Annotated in this window: 9 protein-coding genes and 1 tRNA gene; 7 read left to right on the forward strand and 3 right to left on the reverse strand. The window is 66.8% G+C overall.

Features of this window, described 5'->3' with window-relative positions; all coding sequences use genetic code 11:
• The first annotated feature begins 19 nt into the window (after positions 1-19).
• From ACI2K4_RS13510 to ACI2K4_RS13530, 5 genes are all read left to right on the forward strand, one after another.
• Positions 20-3,766: a hypothetical protein gene (locus tag ACI2K4_RS13510; RefSeq protein ID WP_404510950.1), complete on the forward strand. Its 3,747-nt coding sequence runs from the start codon at positions 20-22 to the stop codon at positions 3,764-3,766.
• Positions 3,763-6,516 (forward strand): BREX-2 system phosphatase PglZ, encoded by a 2,754-nt coding sequence (gene pglZ / locus ACI2K4_RS13515; protein ID WP_404510952.1) that lies wholly within the window; start codon positions 3,763-3,765, stop codon positions 6,514-6,516. The genes ACI2K4_RS13510 and pglZ overlap by 4 nt, the downstream gene beginning before the upstream one ends.
• A complete protein-coding gene (gene brxD, locus ACI2K4_RS13520) occupies positions 6,513-7,820 on the forward strand; it encodes a BREX system ATP-binding protein BrxD (protein WP_404510954.1) in 1,308 nt (435 codons plus the stop codon). The genes pglZ and brxD overlap by 4 nt, the downstream gene beginning before the upstream one ends.
• On the forward strand, positions 7,817-9,937 hold the full coding sequence (locus ACI2K4_RS13525; RefSeq protein WP_404510956.1) for a DEAD/DEAH box helicase: 2,121 nt from the start codon (positions 7,817-7,819) through the stop codon (positions 9,935-9,937). The genes brxD and ACI2K4_RS13525 overlap by 4 nt, the downstream gene beginning before the upstream one ends.
• 674 nt (positions 9,938-10,611) lie before the next feature.
• Positions 10,612-11,379 (forward strand): hypothetical protein, encoded by a 768-nt coding sequence (locus ACI2K4_RS13530; RefSeq protein WP_404510958.1) that lies wholly within the window; start codon positions 10,612-10,614, stop codon positions 11,377-11,379.
• A gap of 100 nt (positions 11,380-11,479) precedes the next feature.
• On the opposite strand, the gene ACI2K4_RS13535 is transcribed toward ACI2K4_RS13530, so the two are convergent.
• Both ACI2K4_RS13535 and ACI2K4_RS13540 read right to left on the reverse strand, forming a co-directional pair.
• Complete coding sequence (locus ACI2K4_RS13535) at positions 11,480-12,784, reverse strand: tyrosine-type recombinase/integrase (RefSeq protein ID WP_404510960.1); 1,305 nt, start codon at positions 12,782-12,784, stop codon at positions 11,480-11,482.
• Between the two features lie 382 nt (positions 12,785-13,166).
• Positions 13,167-13,285 (reverse strand) — tRNA-Arg (locus tag ACI2K4_RS13540).
• 272 nt (positions 13,286-13,557) lie between these two features.
• On the opposite strand from ACI2K4_RS13540, the gene ACI2K4_RS13545 reads away from it, so the two are divergent.
• Positions 13,558-14,343: a hypothetical protein gene (locus ACI2K4_RS13545; RefSeq protein WP_404510962.1), complete on the forward strand. Its 786-nt coding sequence runs from the start codon at positions 13,558-13,560 to the stop codon at positions 14,341-14,343.
• A gap of 407 nt (positions 14,344-14,750) precedes the next feature.
• On the opposite strand, the gene ACI2K4_RS13550 is transcribed toward ACI2K4_RS13545, so the two are convergent.
• The gene (locus tag ACI2K4_RS13550) at positions 14,751-15,494 is read right to left on the reverse strand and encodes an SDR family oxidoreductase (RefSeq protein WP_404510964.1); all 744 of its coding nucleotides are present in this window, start codon (positions 15,492-15,494) and stop codon (positions 14,751-14,753) included.
• Positions 15,495-15,685: 191 nt separating this feature from the next.
• Here ACI2K4_RS13550 and ACI2K4_RS13555 point away from each other — a divergent pair, with 191 nt between their 5' ends.
• A complete protein-coding gene (locus ACI2K4_RS13555) occupies positions 15,686-16,057 on the forward strand; it encodes a nuclear transport factor 2 family protein (RefSeq protein ID WP_404510966.1) in 372 nt (123 codons plus the stop codon).
• Position 16,058: the final 1 nt, after the last annotated feature.

The following is a 16,058-nucleotide window of genomic DNA, read 5'->3' on the forward strand; positions in this document are numbered from 1 at the left end:
TGCAGTTTGAGGAGAAGGCGTGAACACCCCGCTCCGCGACGTCATCACCATTCCCGAGCGCGCGGGCGCGGAGGACTACGTCCTGCGCCTGACCGACTCGGTGGGGCACAACGCGGTCCAGCGCACGCTCGACGAATACGTCGTCACTGATGCCCTGGTCGAGGCCTTCCATGCGGCGATGGGTCTGGTGGCCGAGGGCATCACCTCAGGTACGAGCCGTGGCTCATTCCTCACCGGCTCATTCGGTTCGGGCAAGTCGCACTTCATGGCCGTGCTGCATGCTCTTCTCCAACACGAGCCTGCCGCTCGCTCCAAGCCTGAGCTTCAGCCCGTGGTGGCGCGTCACGATCCCGACCTGGCCGACCAGAAAATCCTGCCGCTCGCCTTCCACCTGCTCGGCGCGCGGACGATGGAGGAAGCCCTTTTCCAGGGGTACATCCGTCAGATCGGCGAACGGCATCCCGGCGCGCCGCTGCCCGCCGTACACAAGTCCGACGCTCTTCTCGAAGACGCCGAGCGTTACCGAGCCCAACTCGGCGACCAGCAGTTCTTCGCCGGCCTCAACGGCGAGGCAAGCGGCGGGAGCGGCGGCGCGGCCGATCCCTGGGCCGCCGTGCTAGGTAAGGGACAGTGGGATACGGCTCGTTACGCCGAGGCACGTGCGGCTTCGGCTGCGAGTTCCAGTCGGCAGAAGCTGGTGTCCGCCCTGGTCGACACGTACTTCCGCTCGTATACGCAGCAGGCGGAGTACGTCGACCTGGATACCGGGCTGGCGGCAATCTCGGTGCACGCCAAGAGTCTCAAATACGACGCCGTGGTCCTGTTCCTCGACGAACTGGTCCTGTGGTTGGCGTTTGCGGTGCAGGACCGCGAGTTCTTCCGCCGGGAGTCACAGAAACTCACCAAGCTGGTCGAGTCTTCCATCGGCGGGCGTCCTATCCCGCTCATCTCTTTCGTCGCCCGGCAGATGGACCTGCGGCGCTGGTTCGCCGACTCCGGCGCCAGCGGTGCCGAGCAGGACGCGCTGGATCGCGCCTTCCGCCATCAGGAGGGCCGGTTCGGAGTCATCCCGCTGGGCGACGACAACCTCCCGTACGTCGCGAATCAGCGCCTCCTGCAGCCCCGGGACGCCGAGGCTGCCGCGGTCCTCGAGGACGCTTTCGCGACAATCGACCGCCGCCCTGCCGTCTGGGATGTGCTTCTCGACGGCGTGAACACCGACGAGCGGCATCGCGGCTCCGACGAAAAGGCGTTCCGCCTTACCTACCCGTTCTCGCCGGCCCTGGTGTCCACGCTGCGTAGCCTGGCCAGCGTCATGCAGCGCGAGCGGACCGCGCTCAAGGTGATGCAGCAGATGCTCGTCGACCGGCGCGAGACCCTGACCATCGACCAAATCATTCCGGTCGGAGACTCCTTCGACCTCGTCGTTCAGGGCCAGACCGGGCAGGCGTTGGACGCTGAGGCGGCCGCGCTGTTCCGATCAGCCAACAAGCTTTACACGGACAAGCTGCGACCGCTGCTGCTCGGTATCCACGGCATCGACGAGCGGACGCTGCGGGAGGAGCCGGAGAAGGTTCCGCCCGGCTTCCGTACCGATGACCGTCTGGCCAAGACTCTCCTGCTGTCGGCCGTCGCCCCGAGGGTGCCGGCCCTGATGGCGCTGACCGCGGCCCGGCTCGCGTCGCTCAACCACGGGTCGATCGTGTCGCCGCTGCCGGGCGGTGAGGCGGCCGTGGTGCTGTCCAAGGTGCGTACCTGGGCTCGGGACATCCCGGAGATTCACCTCGACGGCGACGACCGCAACCCGACGATTCGGGTGCAGCTGTCCGACGTCGACTACGAGTCGATCGTGGAGCGGGCCAAGGCTGAGGACAACGAGGGCCGACGCCGTGAGTTGTTGAAAGACCTCGTCAGCGACAGTCTCGGCGTCACTTTGGCGTCCCAGGACCTGCAGGGCGCATACCCGTACGACTTCGTCTGGCGTGGCTCGAAGCGCAAGGTCGATGTGCTCTTCGGCAACGTCCGCGACCGCAGCTGGCTGTCCGACGACCACTTCCGCGCCGCGCCGGACACCTGGCGCATCGTCATCGACCACCCGTTCGACGACCCGGGCCACTCCACGATCGAGGATCTGCAGCGGCTGGACGAGATGGTGGCTCGGGGCGTGCAGGCGCGCACCGTCGTGTGGCTGCCGCGGTTCCTGTCGAATGACAAAATCCGCGAGCTGCGGCGCCTGGTCATCCTCAACTGGCTGCTCGACGGCAGCACCGAACGCTGGCAAGGCCACGCCGACCACCTCAACGAAGCTGACCGTGCCCTGGCCCGGTCGATCCTGGAGTCCCAACGCAACACGCTGCGGCGTAGCCTTGAGGACGCCGTGCAGCAGGCATACGGCGCCGCGTCACCGCGCCCGGGCGTCCTCATCGAGGACGCGTCGCACGAACGGACGCTCTTCTCCTTCGAGCGTCTCTTCGCCCCTGTCAATCCGGTCGGCGCCACGCTCGGTCAGGCCTTCCATAACCTGCTCGACCAGGCGTTCAAGGCCCTCTACCCGGCGCATCCGCTGTTCGAGCCGGGCGACGTGGAGGTCAAAGTCCGCGACCTCAAAACCGTTGCTCGGTACGTCGCACAGACCGCAGCGGACAGCGAGAAACGCGTCGAGCTTCAGGCCGACGCCGCCGTGGTACGACGGATCGCAGAGCCGCTCGGCGTCGGCAAGGCCACGGAGATGCACTACCTCTTCGGCGACGATCGGTTCACTCCGTGGGGTCAGGAGATCGAGCGAGCACTCGGCCGACGAGCGCAGGAACAGGGCAAGCCCGCCGACGGTCCGGTGACCGTCGCGGAGCTGCGACGCTGGATTCGGGACGTCTCGCCCGCCCATGGCCTGCGGGATGAGGTCGCCGACCTGGTTGTCATCGCGTGGGCGGCGCTGCGGCAGCGGGCTTGGTTCCAACAAGAGACGGCGCTACCGGTCGTACCGGAGCCTGGCTCGCTCACCCCGGTGATGGAGCTGCGCACCCAGGAACTGCCGTCCGCCGATGATTGGGAGACGGCGCGTACCGTGGCCGGCGCGATGCTCGGCATCACGGCCGGGGCATATCTCACCGCGCCCGCTGTGGCCGATTTCGTCGGGCAGGTCGCCGTCAAGGCAGCAGAACTGTCGAAGACAGCGCCCGGGTTGGTGGGAGCGATCGAGGCGGCGTACCGACGTCTGGCGATTGCAGACGGTAGCCGTCTGAGGACCGCCAAAGCCTGTGCCGCGCTGATGCAGCAACTGCGTCATCTGGACGGTGTCAAGCTCGTCCAGGTGTTGGCGAAGGCGGATCTCGGCGGTGCGACTCCAGTCGCCGCGGGTAAATCGTTGGCTTCGGCGGACGCTGTTGACAAGGCACTCACCGTGTTTCCTTGGCACCGGCTCGACCCGCTTCGCGAAGCGATGAAGGGCGAGGGGAGCCGCGCTATGGACGCTGCTGCCGTCGTCAACGGCCTGCGTGCCGCATTGGAGCAGGACGAGTTGCCAGTCCCGATCGGACGGGCGCTCGCCTCCTGCGAGGACGGGATCTTCGGCTGGTTGGCGGGAAGCACTGCGCCCCCTGCGGATCCTACGCCCAAGCCAAAGCCGCCGGTGGTGGCGGGCCGCAAGGACGGGAGTTCCAGCCGGGCAGGCGGAGCGGGAAACAGAGACATCATGGACCAACTGCAAGCCTTCTTGAACGACAACCCTGACGTCACCGTCGAGGTGACGTGGCGAGTGCTGCCGTGACCGTCGCCATGGCCACAACGCGAGTGAGCGCATCGATGGTGCTCGCTATCGTTGACGAAGCTCGTGGCAAGAACTACCGCACCGGCGTCATCGGCATCCGTGGCGTCCCCGACCGCGCCATCACCGCCGACCTCCAACACCAGGGCCAGACCGTACGAGTCCGAGCGGCCGAGTCGGCGCTGGCCGCCCGCGAGCTGCTCGGCGACCACCGCGACGGCGACTGGCTCGTCGTCGTCACCGACCGTGACAACGACGACCTCGGCGCCGGTATCCTCGCCCACTTCATCTGGCAGCGATTGCGCAGCCCTGACCCGTGGGAGGCAGTGCGGGCTCGATTCGCTGCCACCGGGATCGACCCTGCCCTGACCAGCCGACCGGACAACCGAGAGCTGGCCACCGCGTTGGTCGCTGGAACCCCGCAGGCGGGCTGGCCTGCAGCCCCGGCGGGGGTACTCACCCGCACCCACGCGCTCGGTGCCGTCGCTGCGACCCACCTCGGCTTCGATACGGACACCGCCGACGTCCTCGGCGTCCTCCGCTGGTCGATCGCTGCGCAGAGCGTCGCCTCCCTCGGTGCTCTGCGCCGGAGCGTCGGAGACCTGCTCGCCGACACCACGCTTGACTGGATCGCCCAGCGGGCGGGCTCGGCGGCAGGCCCGATACGCGCGCTGCTGTCTCGCGGCGAACTCGCCGACGTCGTACCGCTCGGTCTGGTCCTTCGCTTGCTGACCGCTGACCGATATGACCCGCCGGCGGCGCATCAGGCCCAACTTGCTCTGGTCCGGCTCGAACCGCGGTGGGGCGATCCCAGCCCTTCGCTGGCCGCGTTGGCCGCACTCGGACAAGCAGCGGACACACTGTTGTCCGACCTGATTCACGATCGGCGCGCCGATGACGATGTCGCGCGCTCCCTCGACCGGGCCGAGGTGATTCTCGCGCAGATCCAGGCGGAGCCACTGGCCCGCTACTCAGAACTTCTCGCCGGTGGATTACGGGCACGATTTGTCGCGCTTGCCGACACCCTGCGTCGGGCAATCGCTTCAGCCGGCCATGTCGACAATACGGACACCGTCGAAACCGCCTGGGCAGCGGTCCAGACGCACCGGCTCGGAGTGACAACGCCGCTTCGCGTTCCTTTCGAGGCCGCGGTACGGCTTGTCCGGTGGCTCGCCGAGGCTGATCCTCCGCTCGGTGCCCCCCCGGATGCCCGTGCGCTCGGCCCTCTCGTGCGCCAGTACCTCGACAGCGCGGCGTGGGCTGACGCGGCGATCAACGACGCGTTCGGCGGCGTTGACGATCCGAGCTTGTCAAGTGCACTCCACGCCGTCGTCACAGTCGCGCAGAAGCGACGTCGCGCACAGGAACGTCGCTTCGCCCGGGCGCTCGCCTCAGCGCCAATCCCTACCGGCCGCGGCGTGCCCACTGACCCGGGAACCATCTGGTACCTGGAGCAGTTACTGCCAGGCTGCGTCATCCCGCTCGCCCGCAAGGCACCCACGCTGCTGCTCGTCCTCGACGGCATGAGCGCCGCCGTTGCGACGGAAATCCTGTCCGACGCGACTACACGCCTCGGCTGGCTCGAGGCTGCCCTGCCAGGAGCCGGCAACCGCCAAAGGTCCGCAGCGCTCGCGGCATTGCCGTCGGTCACCGAGGTGAGTCGAGCCTCTTTGCTCACCGGCCGCCTGACCCGCGGGCAGCAGTCCGAAGAACAGCACGGGTACGCCGAAATCACCGCCAAAGGCGGAAAAATCACTGCACGGCTCTTCCACAAAAAGGCAGTGGATACGACGGCAGCGGGCTGGTCGGTCAGCCCGGACGTCGGCGGCGCCATCGACGACGTCGAGCTGTCGCTGGTGACCGTCGTCTTGAACACGATCGACGATGCACTCGACCGCAGCGACCCTGCAGGAACGGTTTGGACCGCTGACGCTGTCAAACATCTTGAACCGCTGCTAGCGCGGGCCGCCGCCGCAGGGCGGACGGTCGTCGTGACCTCCGACCACGGTCACATCGTCGAACGCCGCCAAGGCGCACAACGTTCGTACCCGAATATTTCCAGTGCTCGTTCTCGCCCGGCCACCGCTCCCGCCCAGGACGACGAGATTGAGGTCAGCGGCCCTCGCGTCCTCACCGACGGCCAACGAGCCGTCCTGGCCGTCGACGAGACCCTCAGGTACGGACCCCTGAAGGCCGGCTACCACGGGGGAGCGAGCGCAGCGGAAGTCGTCGTCCCGGTCGCCGTCCTCGTACCTGATGAGACCAGCAACCGGGCCGGCCTCGACTTGTTGCCGCCGCAGGAACCCGCCTGGTGGCTAACCTCCGCAGCCGCTCCGCAGCCGCCTGCCCAGAAGGCCGCGACCACCAAGAGCCGCGGAGATCGACAGTACAGCCCGACCCTGTTCGACCTGGGCCCACAGGCTACCGAGCAACCGGCGGTGACACTCGGCCGCGCCATCGTGACCAGCTCCGTCTACAAGGTACAGCGGAGGATCACCGGCCGCCTCATCGTCACCGACGATCAGATCGCGAGCATCATCGACGCCCTGGTGGGGGCAGCTGCCAACCGGCTGGCACCCACCCTCGCAGCCCAAGCCCTAGGAGTGGCACAGACCCGGCTCCGGGGTGCGCTGACGCAGGTTCAGCAACTGCTCAACATCGAGGGGTACGCCGTTTTGGCCGCCGAACCAGCAACCGGCACGGTCACGCTCGACGTCACACTCCTGACCGAACAGTTCGAGGTGCCCTCGTGACGCTGGACATCTCCCAGCGGCGTCGACGCGAGGTGATCGACGCGCTTCGCCGTGGAACCGTCCCGGAGAGCGGACTCGACCTGCTCGCGGTCGGCATCGACCGATTTTCCGCCGCTCTCGACGGCGAGCTCGACACGGTCAGTTCTGGTGGCGCCGTGTTCAAGGCGGTGCGGGGCGAATACGGCGCCGGCAAGACCTTCTTTACTCGACACTTGGCCGAGCGGGCTCTTCGCCGCGGTTTCGCCGCAGCCGAGGTGCAGATTTCCGAGACCCAGACGCCGTTGCACCGGTTGGAGACCGTGTACCGGCGCATCACCGAGTCCATGCGGACGGCATCGATACCCCCCAGCGCGTTCCGCGCTGTTCTCGACTCCTGGCTGTTCACGCTGGAAGCCGATGCGCTCGAAGCTGATCCCGCCGCGGAGGCAGACGTGGGCGCGGCGGTGGATCGGCTCCTCGAACAGCGGCTCGCCCAGGTCAGCAAGCACTCCCCACTCTTCGCGCTAGCGTTGCGCGGCTACCGGGCGGCGTTGAGCTCGGGCGACACCGTCGTCGCCGACGGCCTGGCCGCATGGATGGCCGGACAGCCACAGGTCTCGGCGTCGGCGAAACGAGCCGCCGGAATCCGCGGCGAGCTCGACCATTTCGGCGCCATGGCCTTCCTTCAAGGGCTACTCACCGTCCTGCGGGACGCCGGTCATCCGGGATTGGTCCTTGTTCTCGATGAGGTCGAGACGCTGCAACGGGTCCGTGGCGACGTCCGGGACAAGGCACTCAACGCTTTGCGACAGCTGATCGACGAGGTCCATTCCGGCCGCTTCCCCGGGCTGCATCTCGTCATCACCGGCACGCCGGCGTTCTACGACGGGCAGCAGGGTGTGCAGCGGCTCGCCCCGCTGGCGCAACGGCTTGCCGTTGACTTCGGCACGGATCCGAGATTCGACAACCCCAGGGCCGTGCAGATTCGCCTGCCGGGCTTCACTATCGGGTCCTTGGTCGAGCTGGGCGCGCGCGTTCGGGACCTCTACGCCGACGCATCAACTGCTCCCGACCGGATCCGGACTCTGGTCGACGACGCGTATCTTGACCATCTGGCTCGTGCCGTTGCCGGCGGCCTGGGTGGAAAGGTCGGCATCGTGCCGCGTCTGTATCTGAAGAAGCTGGTGGGCGATGTCCTCGACCGGGTCGACCAGTTTCCGGACTTCGACCCCAGACAGCACTACGCGCCGACCATATCGGCAGCGGAGATGACCGACGTGGAACGCAACGCCGCAAGCGCCGACGACATCACACTAGACGTGTGACTGCCGCCGACCTCCTACATCCTGTGCTGCTGCACCACATCGTCAACTCCCTGCAATGGCCGAGTCTGCGACCCCTGCAGGAGGCTGCTGTGGGGCCGCTTCTGGCTGGCGAGGACACGCTCCTCCTCGCCCCGACCGCTGGGGGCAAAACCGAAGCGGCAGCGTTTCCGCTGTTGTCCCGGATGGCAGCCGAGGGCTGGTCCGGAACCTCAGTGCTTTACCTCTGCCCGCTCAAAGCCCTACTCAACAATCTGCTGCCGCGCTGGGAACGCTACGCCGATTGGCTGGGACGGCGAGCCGCGCTCTGGCATGGCGACGTCACCGCGTCGCGGCGGCGGGCCATCCTGGCTGCCCGCCCGGACGTACTTCTGACGACGCCGGAATCCCTGGAATCGATGCTGGTCAGCCGTAACGTCGACCATCGGGCGTTCTTCGCCGGCCTGCGGACCGTTGTCGTCGACGAGGTACACGCCTTTGCCGGCGACGACCGTGGCTGGCATCTCCTCGCTGTCCTGGAACGTCTGACCCACCTGATCGGCCGGCCCGTTCAGCGGATCGGGCTCTCGGCAACCGTGGGCAATCCGGATCGCCTGCTGACCTGGCTGCAGGGCTCCGGCGCGGGTGTTCGGGCCGGACGCGTCATCGCTCCTGACCTGCCGGTCGCCGCGACAGCGACCGCGGCGACACCTCCGCAGGGCCAAATCGAACTCGACTTCGTCGGATCCCTGCAAAATGCTGCCACTGTGCTAGCTGGGCTGCACTCCGGTGAGAAACGGCTGGTCTTCTGCGAATCCCGTCAGGCCGTAGAACAGCTCGGCAGTCTCCTGCGGGAGCGCGGCATCACCACCTTCCTGTCACATGCCTCGCTGTCCGCTGACGAAAGAAGACGCTCGGAAGAGGCGTTCGCCGAGGCGCGTGACTGCGTCATCGTTTCGACCAGCACACTCGAACTGGGAATCGACGTCGGTGACCTTGACCGCGTCATTCAGATCGACGCCCCCTCGACCGTGGCGTCATTCCTGCAACGACTCGGGCGTACGGGTCGGCGGCCCGGCAGCCTCCGCAACTGCCTCTTTCTCACCCGCAGCGGCGACGCCCTGCTGGAGGCAGCGGCCCTGCTGGTGCTCTGGGGCCGCGGATGGGTCGAGCCGGTCGTCGCCCCGCCCGAGCCACGGCACATCGTCGCCCAGCAGATGCTCGCGCTCTGCCTTCAAGAGCACCGAGTGGGAGATCAGAATTGGCCGCAGTGGTGGAACGGTCTCGACCCCTTCGGCCGCGGCGCCACCCCGATCATTCGCCATCTGATCGATCAGGGCTATCTCGACAGCGACAGCGACATGCTATACATCGGTCCCGAAGCTGAACGGCGCTTTGGGCACCGACACTTCATGGGCATGACAGCAGTATTCGTCGGAGCACCCGAGTTCACCGTCCTGGTAGGCCGCGACGAGCTGGGCCGCGTCGACCCCGCGCTACTCACGGAGGAGATGCAGGGCGACCGTCGACTGCTACTCAACGGGCGAAGTTGGCGGGTCACCTACATCGACTGGCGGCGCCGGCGCTGCTTTGTCGAACCCGCCGAGAGCGGCGGGAAGGCTCGCTGGACGACCGGGGGTTGGGCAGGCCTCGGATTCGAGCAGAGCCGCGCCATGCGCGAGGTACTTCTCGGCGCTGACCCCCCGGTAAAGCTCACTCATCGAGCAGCCAAACGCCTCGCCCAAGAGCGGGAAGAGCGATCCGCGCTGGTGCATCCGGGTGGCAACGTCATCCTTCGTGATCGGCACGGCGATGACCTGCGGTGGTGGACCTGGGCCGGCTTCCGCGCGAACGCAACGCTGGCGGCCACTCTGACCGAGGTGGTCGACCCTGTCCAACGCTTCGATGACTGCCAGGTCCGCCTGCGGGCGAATCTCACTCGGGAAGAATGGCGAAGACTCATCGCCGACGCAGATCAGCGTCTGTGCTTGCCCGAGGTCAACAAGAAAGCTCTTGACGGACTCAAGTTCAGCGAAGCGCTGCCGGAGCGGCTCGCGCTGGCGACGTTAGCGTCTCGCCTCGCCGACCTCGGCGGCGCAACCGCTGTCCTGCAGGAGCCGACGCGGTTCGTTCAGACATAGCCTGGCAGTGTGTCAGTCTGGCTGTGTGACTTACTCGAGTTCGGCTTACAAAATTTGTGAATAGGACCTCTCCGATCTCGGACGCGATGGGGACCTCCGACACGACATTCTGGCCCTCCAGCATGCTGACCCAAATCCGCTTGGAGGCAGCGCTGCCTTTCCGACGGCCGACTACCAATTCGCCGTAACCGGCCTCCGCGCGTTGAAGCAGCTCGCGCATCAAGTCACCGACCTCTATTCCGCCCATAGCACGAAGCTGAAGTGCGGCCAGACCCGGCTTGTACTGAAACATGAAGCTAACGACCTTGCGCATGGTTGGCTGACGGTGAGGGGGCTGTGTCGGGGTACCGGCACAAGCACAAAGCCAGGTCCGGCTCGAAGTGCAGACCCTGGGCACGTCAGCCCATCCCCAGTGATCGACCACCTTGCCGTCCATCGGATCTCGGGAGGTGTCCCCGACGATAACCGTGCGTGACGGATCTCCCCGAGTGCCGCGAGCCGCTCGCTTCCGGATCTGGCCGATGAGAGGATGCTTGATCCTGACCACTGCGGAGCACAGTCCGCCACCGCATATCTCGACCTTGCGAAGTCCCTGCCCCATGGGTAAAGGAGAATGGTGCTCGTAGGATTTCAGCGCGGGTGAGACTTCGATACAGTGCCGTTCATGGTGTGCGATGACTAGCATCAGAGGCCGTTTTGAGCATCCCGATGAGCTGACTCCAGGAATGTCCAAAGCAGGTGGACTCCACCAAAATCTGTACAATAGCGACGGTAAGCTCGTTGACCACGGCACGTTCATTCCGGACGGGGACAGCGCCGTGTCGGGGTCAGCAGGGCCGACGAAGGAGTCCTCGGAGTTCAAGGACCTGGTCAAGGCTCTCGCGATGGAAGCCACCATGAGGGCTGCCGTGGCGGCAGCGCCGCACGTCGAGAGGTGGTTGGTTCAGCGGGCGCTGCCGGCTGCGAAGACCGCGCTGACCCAGCAGGCGGTGCCAGCGGTGAAGTCGGCATGGAACAACCAGGCGCTCCCGGCCATGCGGTCGACGTGGAACCTTGTGTCGTGGAAACAAACCTCTCGTGGTGCCATTGCCCCCGAATCGACGCCAGAGGCGGATCCGATCCGGGTTACGGCGACCGTAGGCGAGGAACCGTCGCGAGAACTGGTTGCCGCGCTCGAGAGCTTCAGCGCTGGGACCAGCGATGTGGATGCGCGGGAGCGTTTCGTTGCGGCGTTGATGGCCCAACTGCTCAGTGAGGACGGCCGACTGTTCAACGAGGTGCAGGCGAGAGTGCTGCGCAACGCCGGGGCCGAGAACCTGGAGATGGCGAGCGCGCTCGGCCCGGAGCAGGTAGGCGAAAGCATCAAACGGATCCTGGAAGAGGATCCGGCACTGATCGATGAACTGGTGCGGGCTCTGGGAACGGGCCGAATCGGGGGATGAACGGCTTCGATGCAGGGCGAAACTCGCGCGTCTTGAGAGCAGCGAAGGAGCGCGTGTCCGGACAGCACTTCAATGCCGTAACTCGGTCGCCCGTCGGCTGCTACGCGGCCACCGGTGTCGTCAGCCGGCGGGGTACAAGTGCGGCTACGGCCTCGGCGGCGGCGTGGCTGAGTTCGGGCAGCACGTTGGTGTACGTATCGGCAGCGAGCGCCAACGAGGAGTGACCGAGGGTCGCCTGGATGACTTTGAGATCGACGCCGGCGGCGAGGGCGAGGGTGGCGGCGCCGTGGCGGAGGTCGTGCAGGCGAACACGTGGCAGGTCAGCCGACGCGACGAGCCTGCGGAATCGGCGACTGACGGCGGCCGGATGCCAGGCAAACCCATCGGGGCGGGTGAAGAAGAGTCCCTCATTACGATCACGGGGCCGCCGGCTGCGGTAGGCGCGTAGGACGGCGACGGTCACGGTGTCGAGTCCGATACTCCGATTGCTGGATTCGCTCTTCGGGCGCTTCCGGCGCAGTCCGCGGCCGATGGCGGTGATCTGGTTGGCGATGGTGATCTCGGCGCGATCGAGTGCGGTGTCGAGGTCACGCAGGCCGACTGCCTCTCCGCGGCGCAGTCCCCGGTACGCGATGAGATGGAACAGCGGGTAGAGGTCCTGGTCGTGCTTAGCGGCGTGGTCGAGAAACGCACCGGTCTGCTGGGGCGTCCACACCATGACCGGACCGGGGACCTGTCCGGTGTCTCGCCAGTGGTCGACCCGCTCGTCGGTCCAGAGCAGTGGTCCGGCCGATCCAGCCCAGCGCATCCGAACGTGTATGGCCGGGTTCGTCGCGATCAGTCCCTCCGTGATGGCGTCGTTGAGCGCCTTGCGGAGAGTCGCGCGGATCCGTTGGCAGGTGGAGGGGCCGGCGGGCCTCAGTCCACGGACCGAGGCCCGCACCGCAGCGTCACGCGAAGCCTGCGACAAACGGATTTTCGCACCGTTGCTCTCGATCGCATCGAACATGATCCTGATGTCGTCGACCCGCAACTGGTCGAGGGACAGCTCACCCAGATGCGGAATCAGGTGGACCCGGACATGCCCCTCGTAGGCAAGCAGCGTGTTCGGATCGACCCTGCACCACTGGAGCCAGCGTCGCAGGTAGGTGGCGACCGAGGTGGAACCGCAGAGACTGCGCCGGGCCTCAACTTTGCAACGTACGGCCTCAACGGAGGCAAGCGGCCGCGTCCGGCGGCTCGCGACCAGCAGATCCGTGATCTCGCCGAGCAGGGTGGCATCGCCCTGGGCAAGGTCGAGCAGGGCACGGGCATGGTCCCGGGCGGCGAGCGCGTCGCGCCGTATCCGGAACCCACCCCGGCATAATTGCCGTCGGCGACCACCACTCACCCGGGGCAGTTCCATCTGGTAGTACCAGCTCCCGTGGTCGATGCTCCACGTCCCGCCTACACGGCGCAGTCTCGGGCAGGGGCCCACGGACGATCCCGTCGGGCGGCAGCCGCACCGCTTGAAACAGCCAGTAGTGCCCACCGATGACCCCCATGCTGACAGCAGCGCGACCGCGACGGACTAGGACCGATATCGCCCGCAGTCCACCTGGAGCGGTCCAACCAGCGGGGCGAGCCGTTCAAGCCGTTCAACGCAATTCAGTCCAAAAGGTGCGCCACCCGGAATCAGCAGCCTTCAACTACATGCCCAATGAGCAGGTAATATGGACGACCTACAATGAAATGTGGATCTTGAGCGACTGAATTCCGACAACGGCTCCCACGAGGGGCCCACATTTTGCCCCCGAACTCACTTCTAATTTTGCTAGCCCGCAGGTCAAAGCCTTGATCAAAACTTGGCGGAGAGCAAAATTCTCAGTTTAGGAAACCGATGCTCTATCCCCTGAGCTACGAGGGCGCGAGGCTACAGGGTACCCAGCAGCAGCGGCCGGCGGGCGACAGGGACCCTCAGAATCTATCAACGCCGGTAGCGCCGCCTACGGATCACACACTGAGGGCACACGGACGGCGAGCCGGGCCCAACCGACCCCGACACGCAGGACCACCAGCGCGGCCCAGGAAGGGCCATCGCCCACGCAGCACACACCGCGCACACGTCTGAAGATCATCTGTCGAACGAGACGGCCACTAAAAAAAATGCGGCGGAAGCGGAAGGAAGAATGCGGTCGCATGATGCGCGTATGGCGACGGCGGACCCGCGAGTACGTGAAGGCGTGTCTGCTCAGCGCCGCCCTGATCGAGATCAGGACACTCGCGTACCTGCCCCATACCGCGCAGCACCCCGCCGGGCACCTGGAGCAGATCCGCCTGATCGCGGACGCCTGTCACAACCTGCCCACCGCTGGTCGCGTACGCCGCAACGGGTTCGACCCGTTCGTGTACCTGTGGCAGACCGCCAACGCGTACCAGCGTGCCTGGCTGATCCGCCATCTGGACCAGGCGGGGGTCGACTACCGCTACCTCGCCGAGAGCGCACCCTGGCCACCACCACCGACCCCGCCCGCGCTTCGGCCGACGCTCCGCCGAGGCGGATGGCAGTTCCCCCGAAACCCCGCAGGATTCAAAGCCCTCGACACCCCGACCCTTCGCAGCCTCGAACAGGAAGCCCTCGTACTCGAAGAGCCAACTGACAAGAATCACGAATGGCGGCTGTCCCACCTACACCCGGACGCGAAGCACATTCTGCGTCCCAGCCGCCCCGACGAAACCCTCTTCCGGCCCAACGGACCGGCAGACCTCGTCCAGTACCGCGCCACCGTGACGATGATCGACGGCGCCATCATCGTCGACCATTTCCGGCTCCGGAAGTCCAGCATCGCCGCCCTGCCCGCCAACCTCACCCGCCTACGCCGCTACCAACTAGCCTCCACACCCCGACGCCGTCGAGAGCGCGACACCTACCTCTGGGGCCGAGACCACCGCGCTTCGGAAGAAGCCTGTCCCGCCTGCCAATAGCTCGGCGGCACACCCAGTCCGTTCCGGCCGGAACACGAGCACGTCGAGGGACGGAGGACTCTTGAAAATCGCCACTGCGGCCTCGGCGTACGACAGTCCGGACCACAGGCACAGGGACACGGCCTCGCGTTCCGCTGCCGGCAGGCTCCGGACGACCGCCAGGATCTCGGCCATTCGGCGCTCGTCATCGAGTCGCGCGGCCACCCCGCCGGCCAGGTCGGCGCTTGTCGGCCGTTCCACCGGCACCCGTCGTAGCAGGGCCAGCCATCGGCGGGCCGAGCGCCATTCCGTACGGGTGGAGTTGGTCGCGATGACCAGCAGCCACGGCAACGCCGACTCGTCGACCGTGTTGCGTTCCGAAGGCGGGGATGGCGCACCAGCCGGGCCGGGGCCGAACGGGTACCGCGTCAGCCTTGCGCCGTCGGCCGGATGATCACCTCGCTCACGTCGACGTTCTCCGGCTGGGCGACCGCGTAGCCGATCGCGTCGGCGACGGTCGAGGCCGGGATGGCGAGTTGATCGGACGCGGCCCGTACGGCGGCCCGGACCTCGGGGTCGCCGCCGTGGTCGGCGAGTTCGGAGTGGGTGTACCCCGGGCTGATCACGGTGACCCGGATGTCCCGGCTCTCCTGGCGCAGCCCTTCGGAGAGCGCCCGTACGGCGTACTTGGTGGCGCAGTAGACGGCTGCGGTCGGGTCGACCCGGTGGGCCGAGGTGGAGGCGACGTTGACGATGTGGCCGGCTCCCCGGGCCCGCATGAGCGGCAGCACGGCGGCGATCCCGTGCAGGGTGCCGCGCAGGTTCACGTCGATCATCTGGTTCCAGTCGTCCACCCGGAGCGCGTCGACCCGCGACAGCGGCATCACCCCCGCGTTGTTGACCAGTACGTCAACGCGTCCGTACCGCTGGTGGGCTCGTTCGGCGAAGTTGCGTACATCGTCGATGCTTGTCACGTCGAGCTGCTGGTAGTCGGCGCGGCCACCGGCGGCCCGGATCTTGTCGCTGAGCGCCGCGAGCCGGTCCACCCGCCGGGCGCCGAGCACTACCTGGTGTCCATCGGCGGCCAGGCGCCGGGCGGTCGCCTCGCCGATGCCGCTGCTCGACCCGGTAATCAGGACAATCTTGCTCTCATCGGTTGACGGGCTGTTCACAAGGACTCCTGAAGGGGATGGGCGCTCGTGGCGGTGTCGCCACGACGACCAAGCCTGCGGGGATCGGACGCCCCGGAGAAGGCCGTGTCTTCCGGGGTGTGGCACACCCCGGAAGACACGGCCTTCCGCGTACGCGAGCGTCGGCGCACCGTGGTAACGGTCCGGATTCCGGCAGGTCGGGAGGGAAGCGCGTGGCAAAGGGCGGGGCGGTAACCGAACAACAGGTACGGGAGTGGGTCGCCGGTTACGTGCAGGCGTGGACCACCGGCGAGGCGAAGGACATCGAGGCGCTCTTCACCGAAGATGCCGAGTCGTACGAGTGGCCGTACGAGACGGCGTGGATCGGCCGTCGGGAGATCGTCGAGGGCTGGCAGACCCGGGCGCCGTGGCAGGAGGGCGGTTGGACCTTCGACTGGTCCCCGCTGGTGATCAACGGGGACACGTTCGCGGTCAAGGGCACCGGCGTCTACGCGAAGCTCGGCACCTTCGACAATCTCTGGGTCGTCACCCTCGATCGCAGTGGCAGGTGCACCACATTCCGGATGTGGAACAACGAGGTCTGAC

Source organism: Micromonospora sp. NPDC050397, assembly GCF_044901685.1.
Taxonomy (GTDB): Bacteria; Actinomycetota; Actinomycetes; order Mycobacteriales; family Micromonosporaceae; genus Micromonospora_G.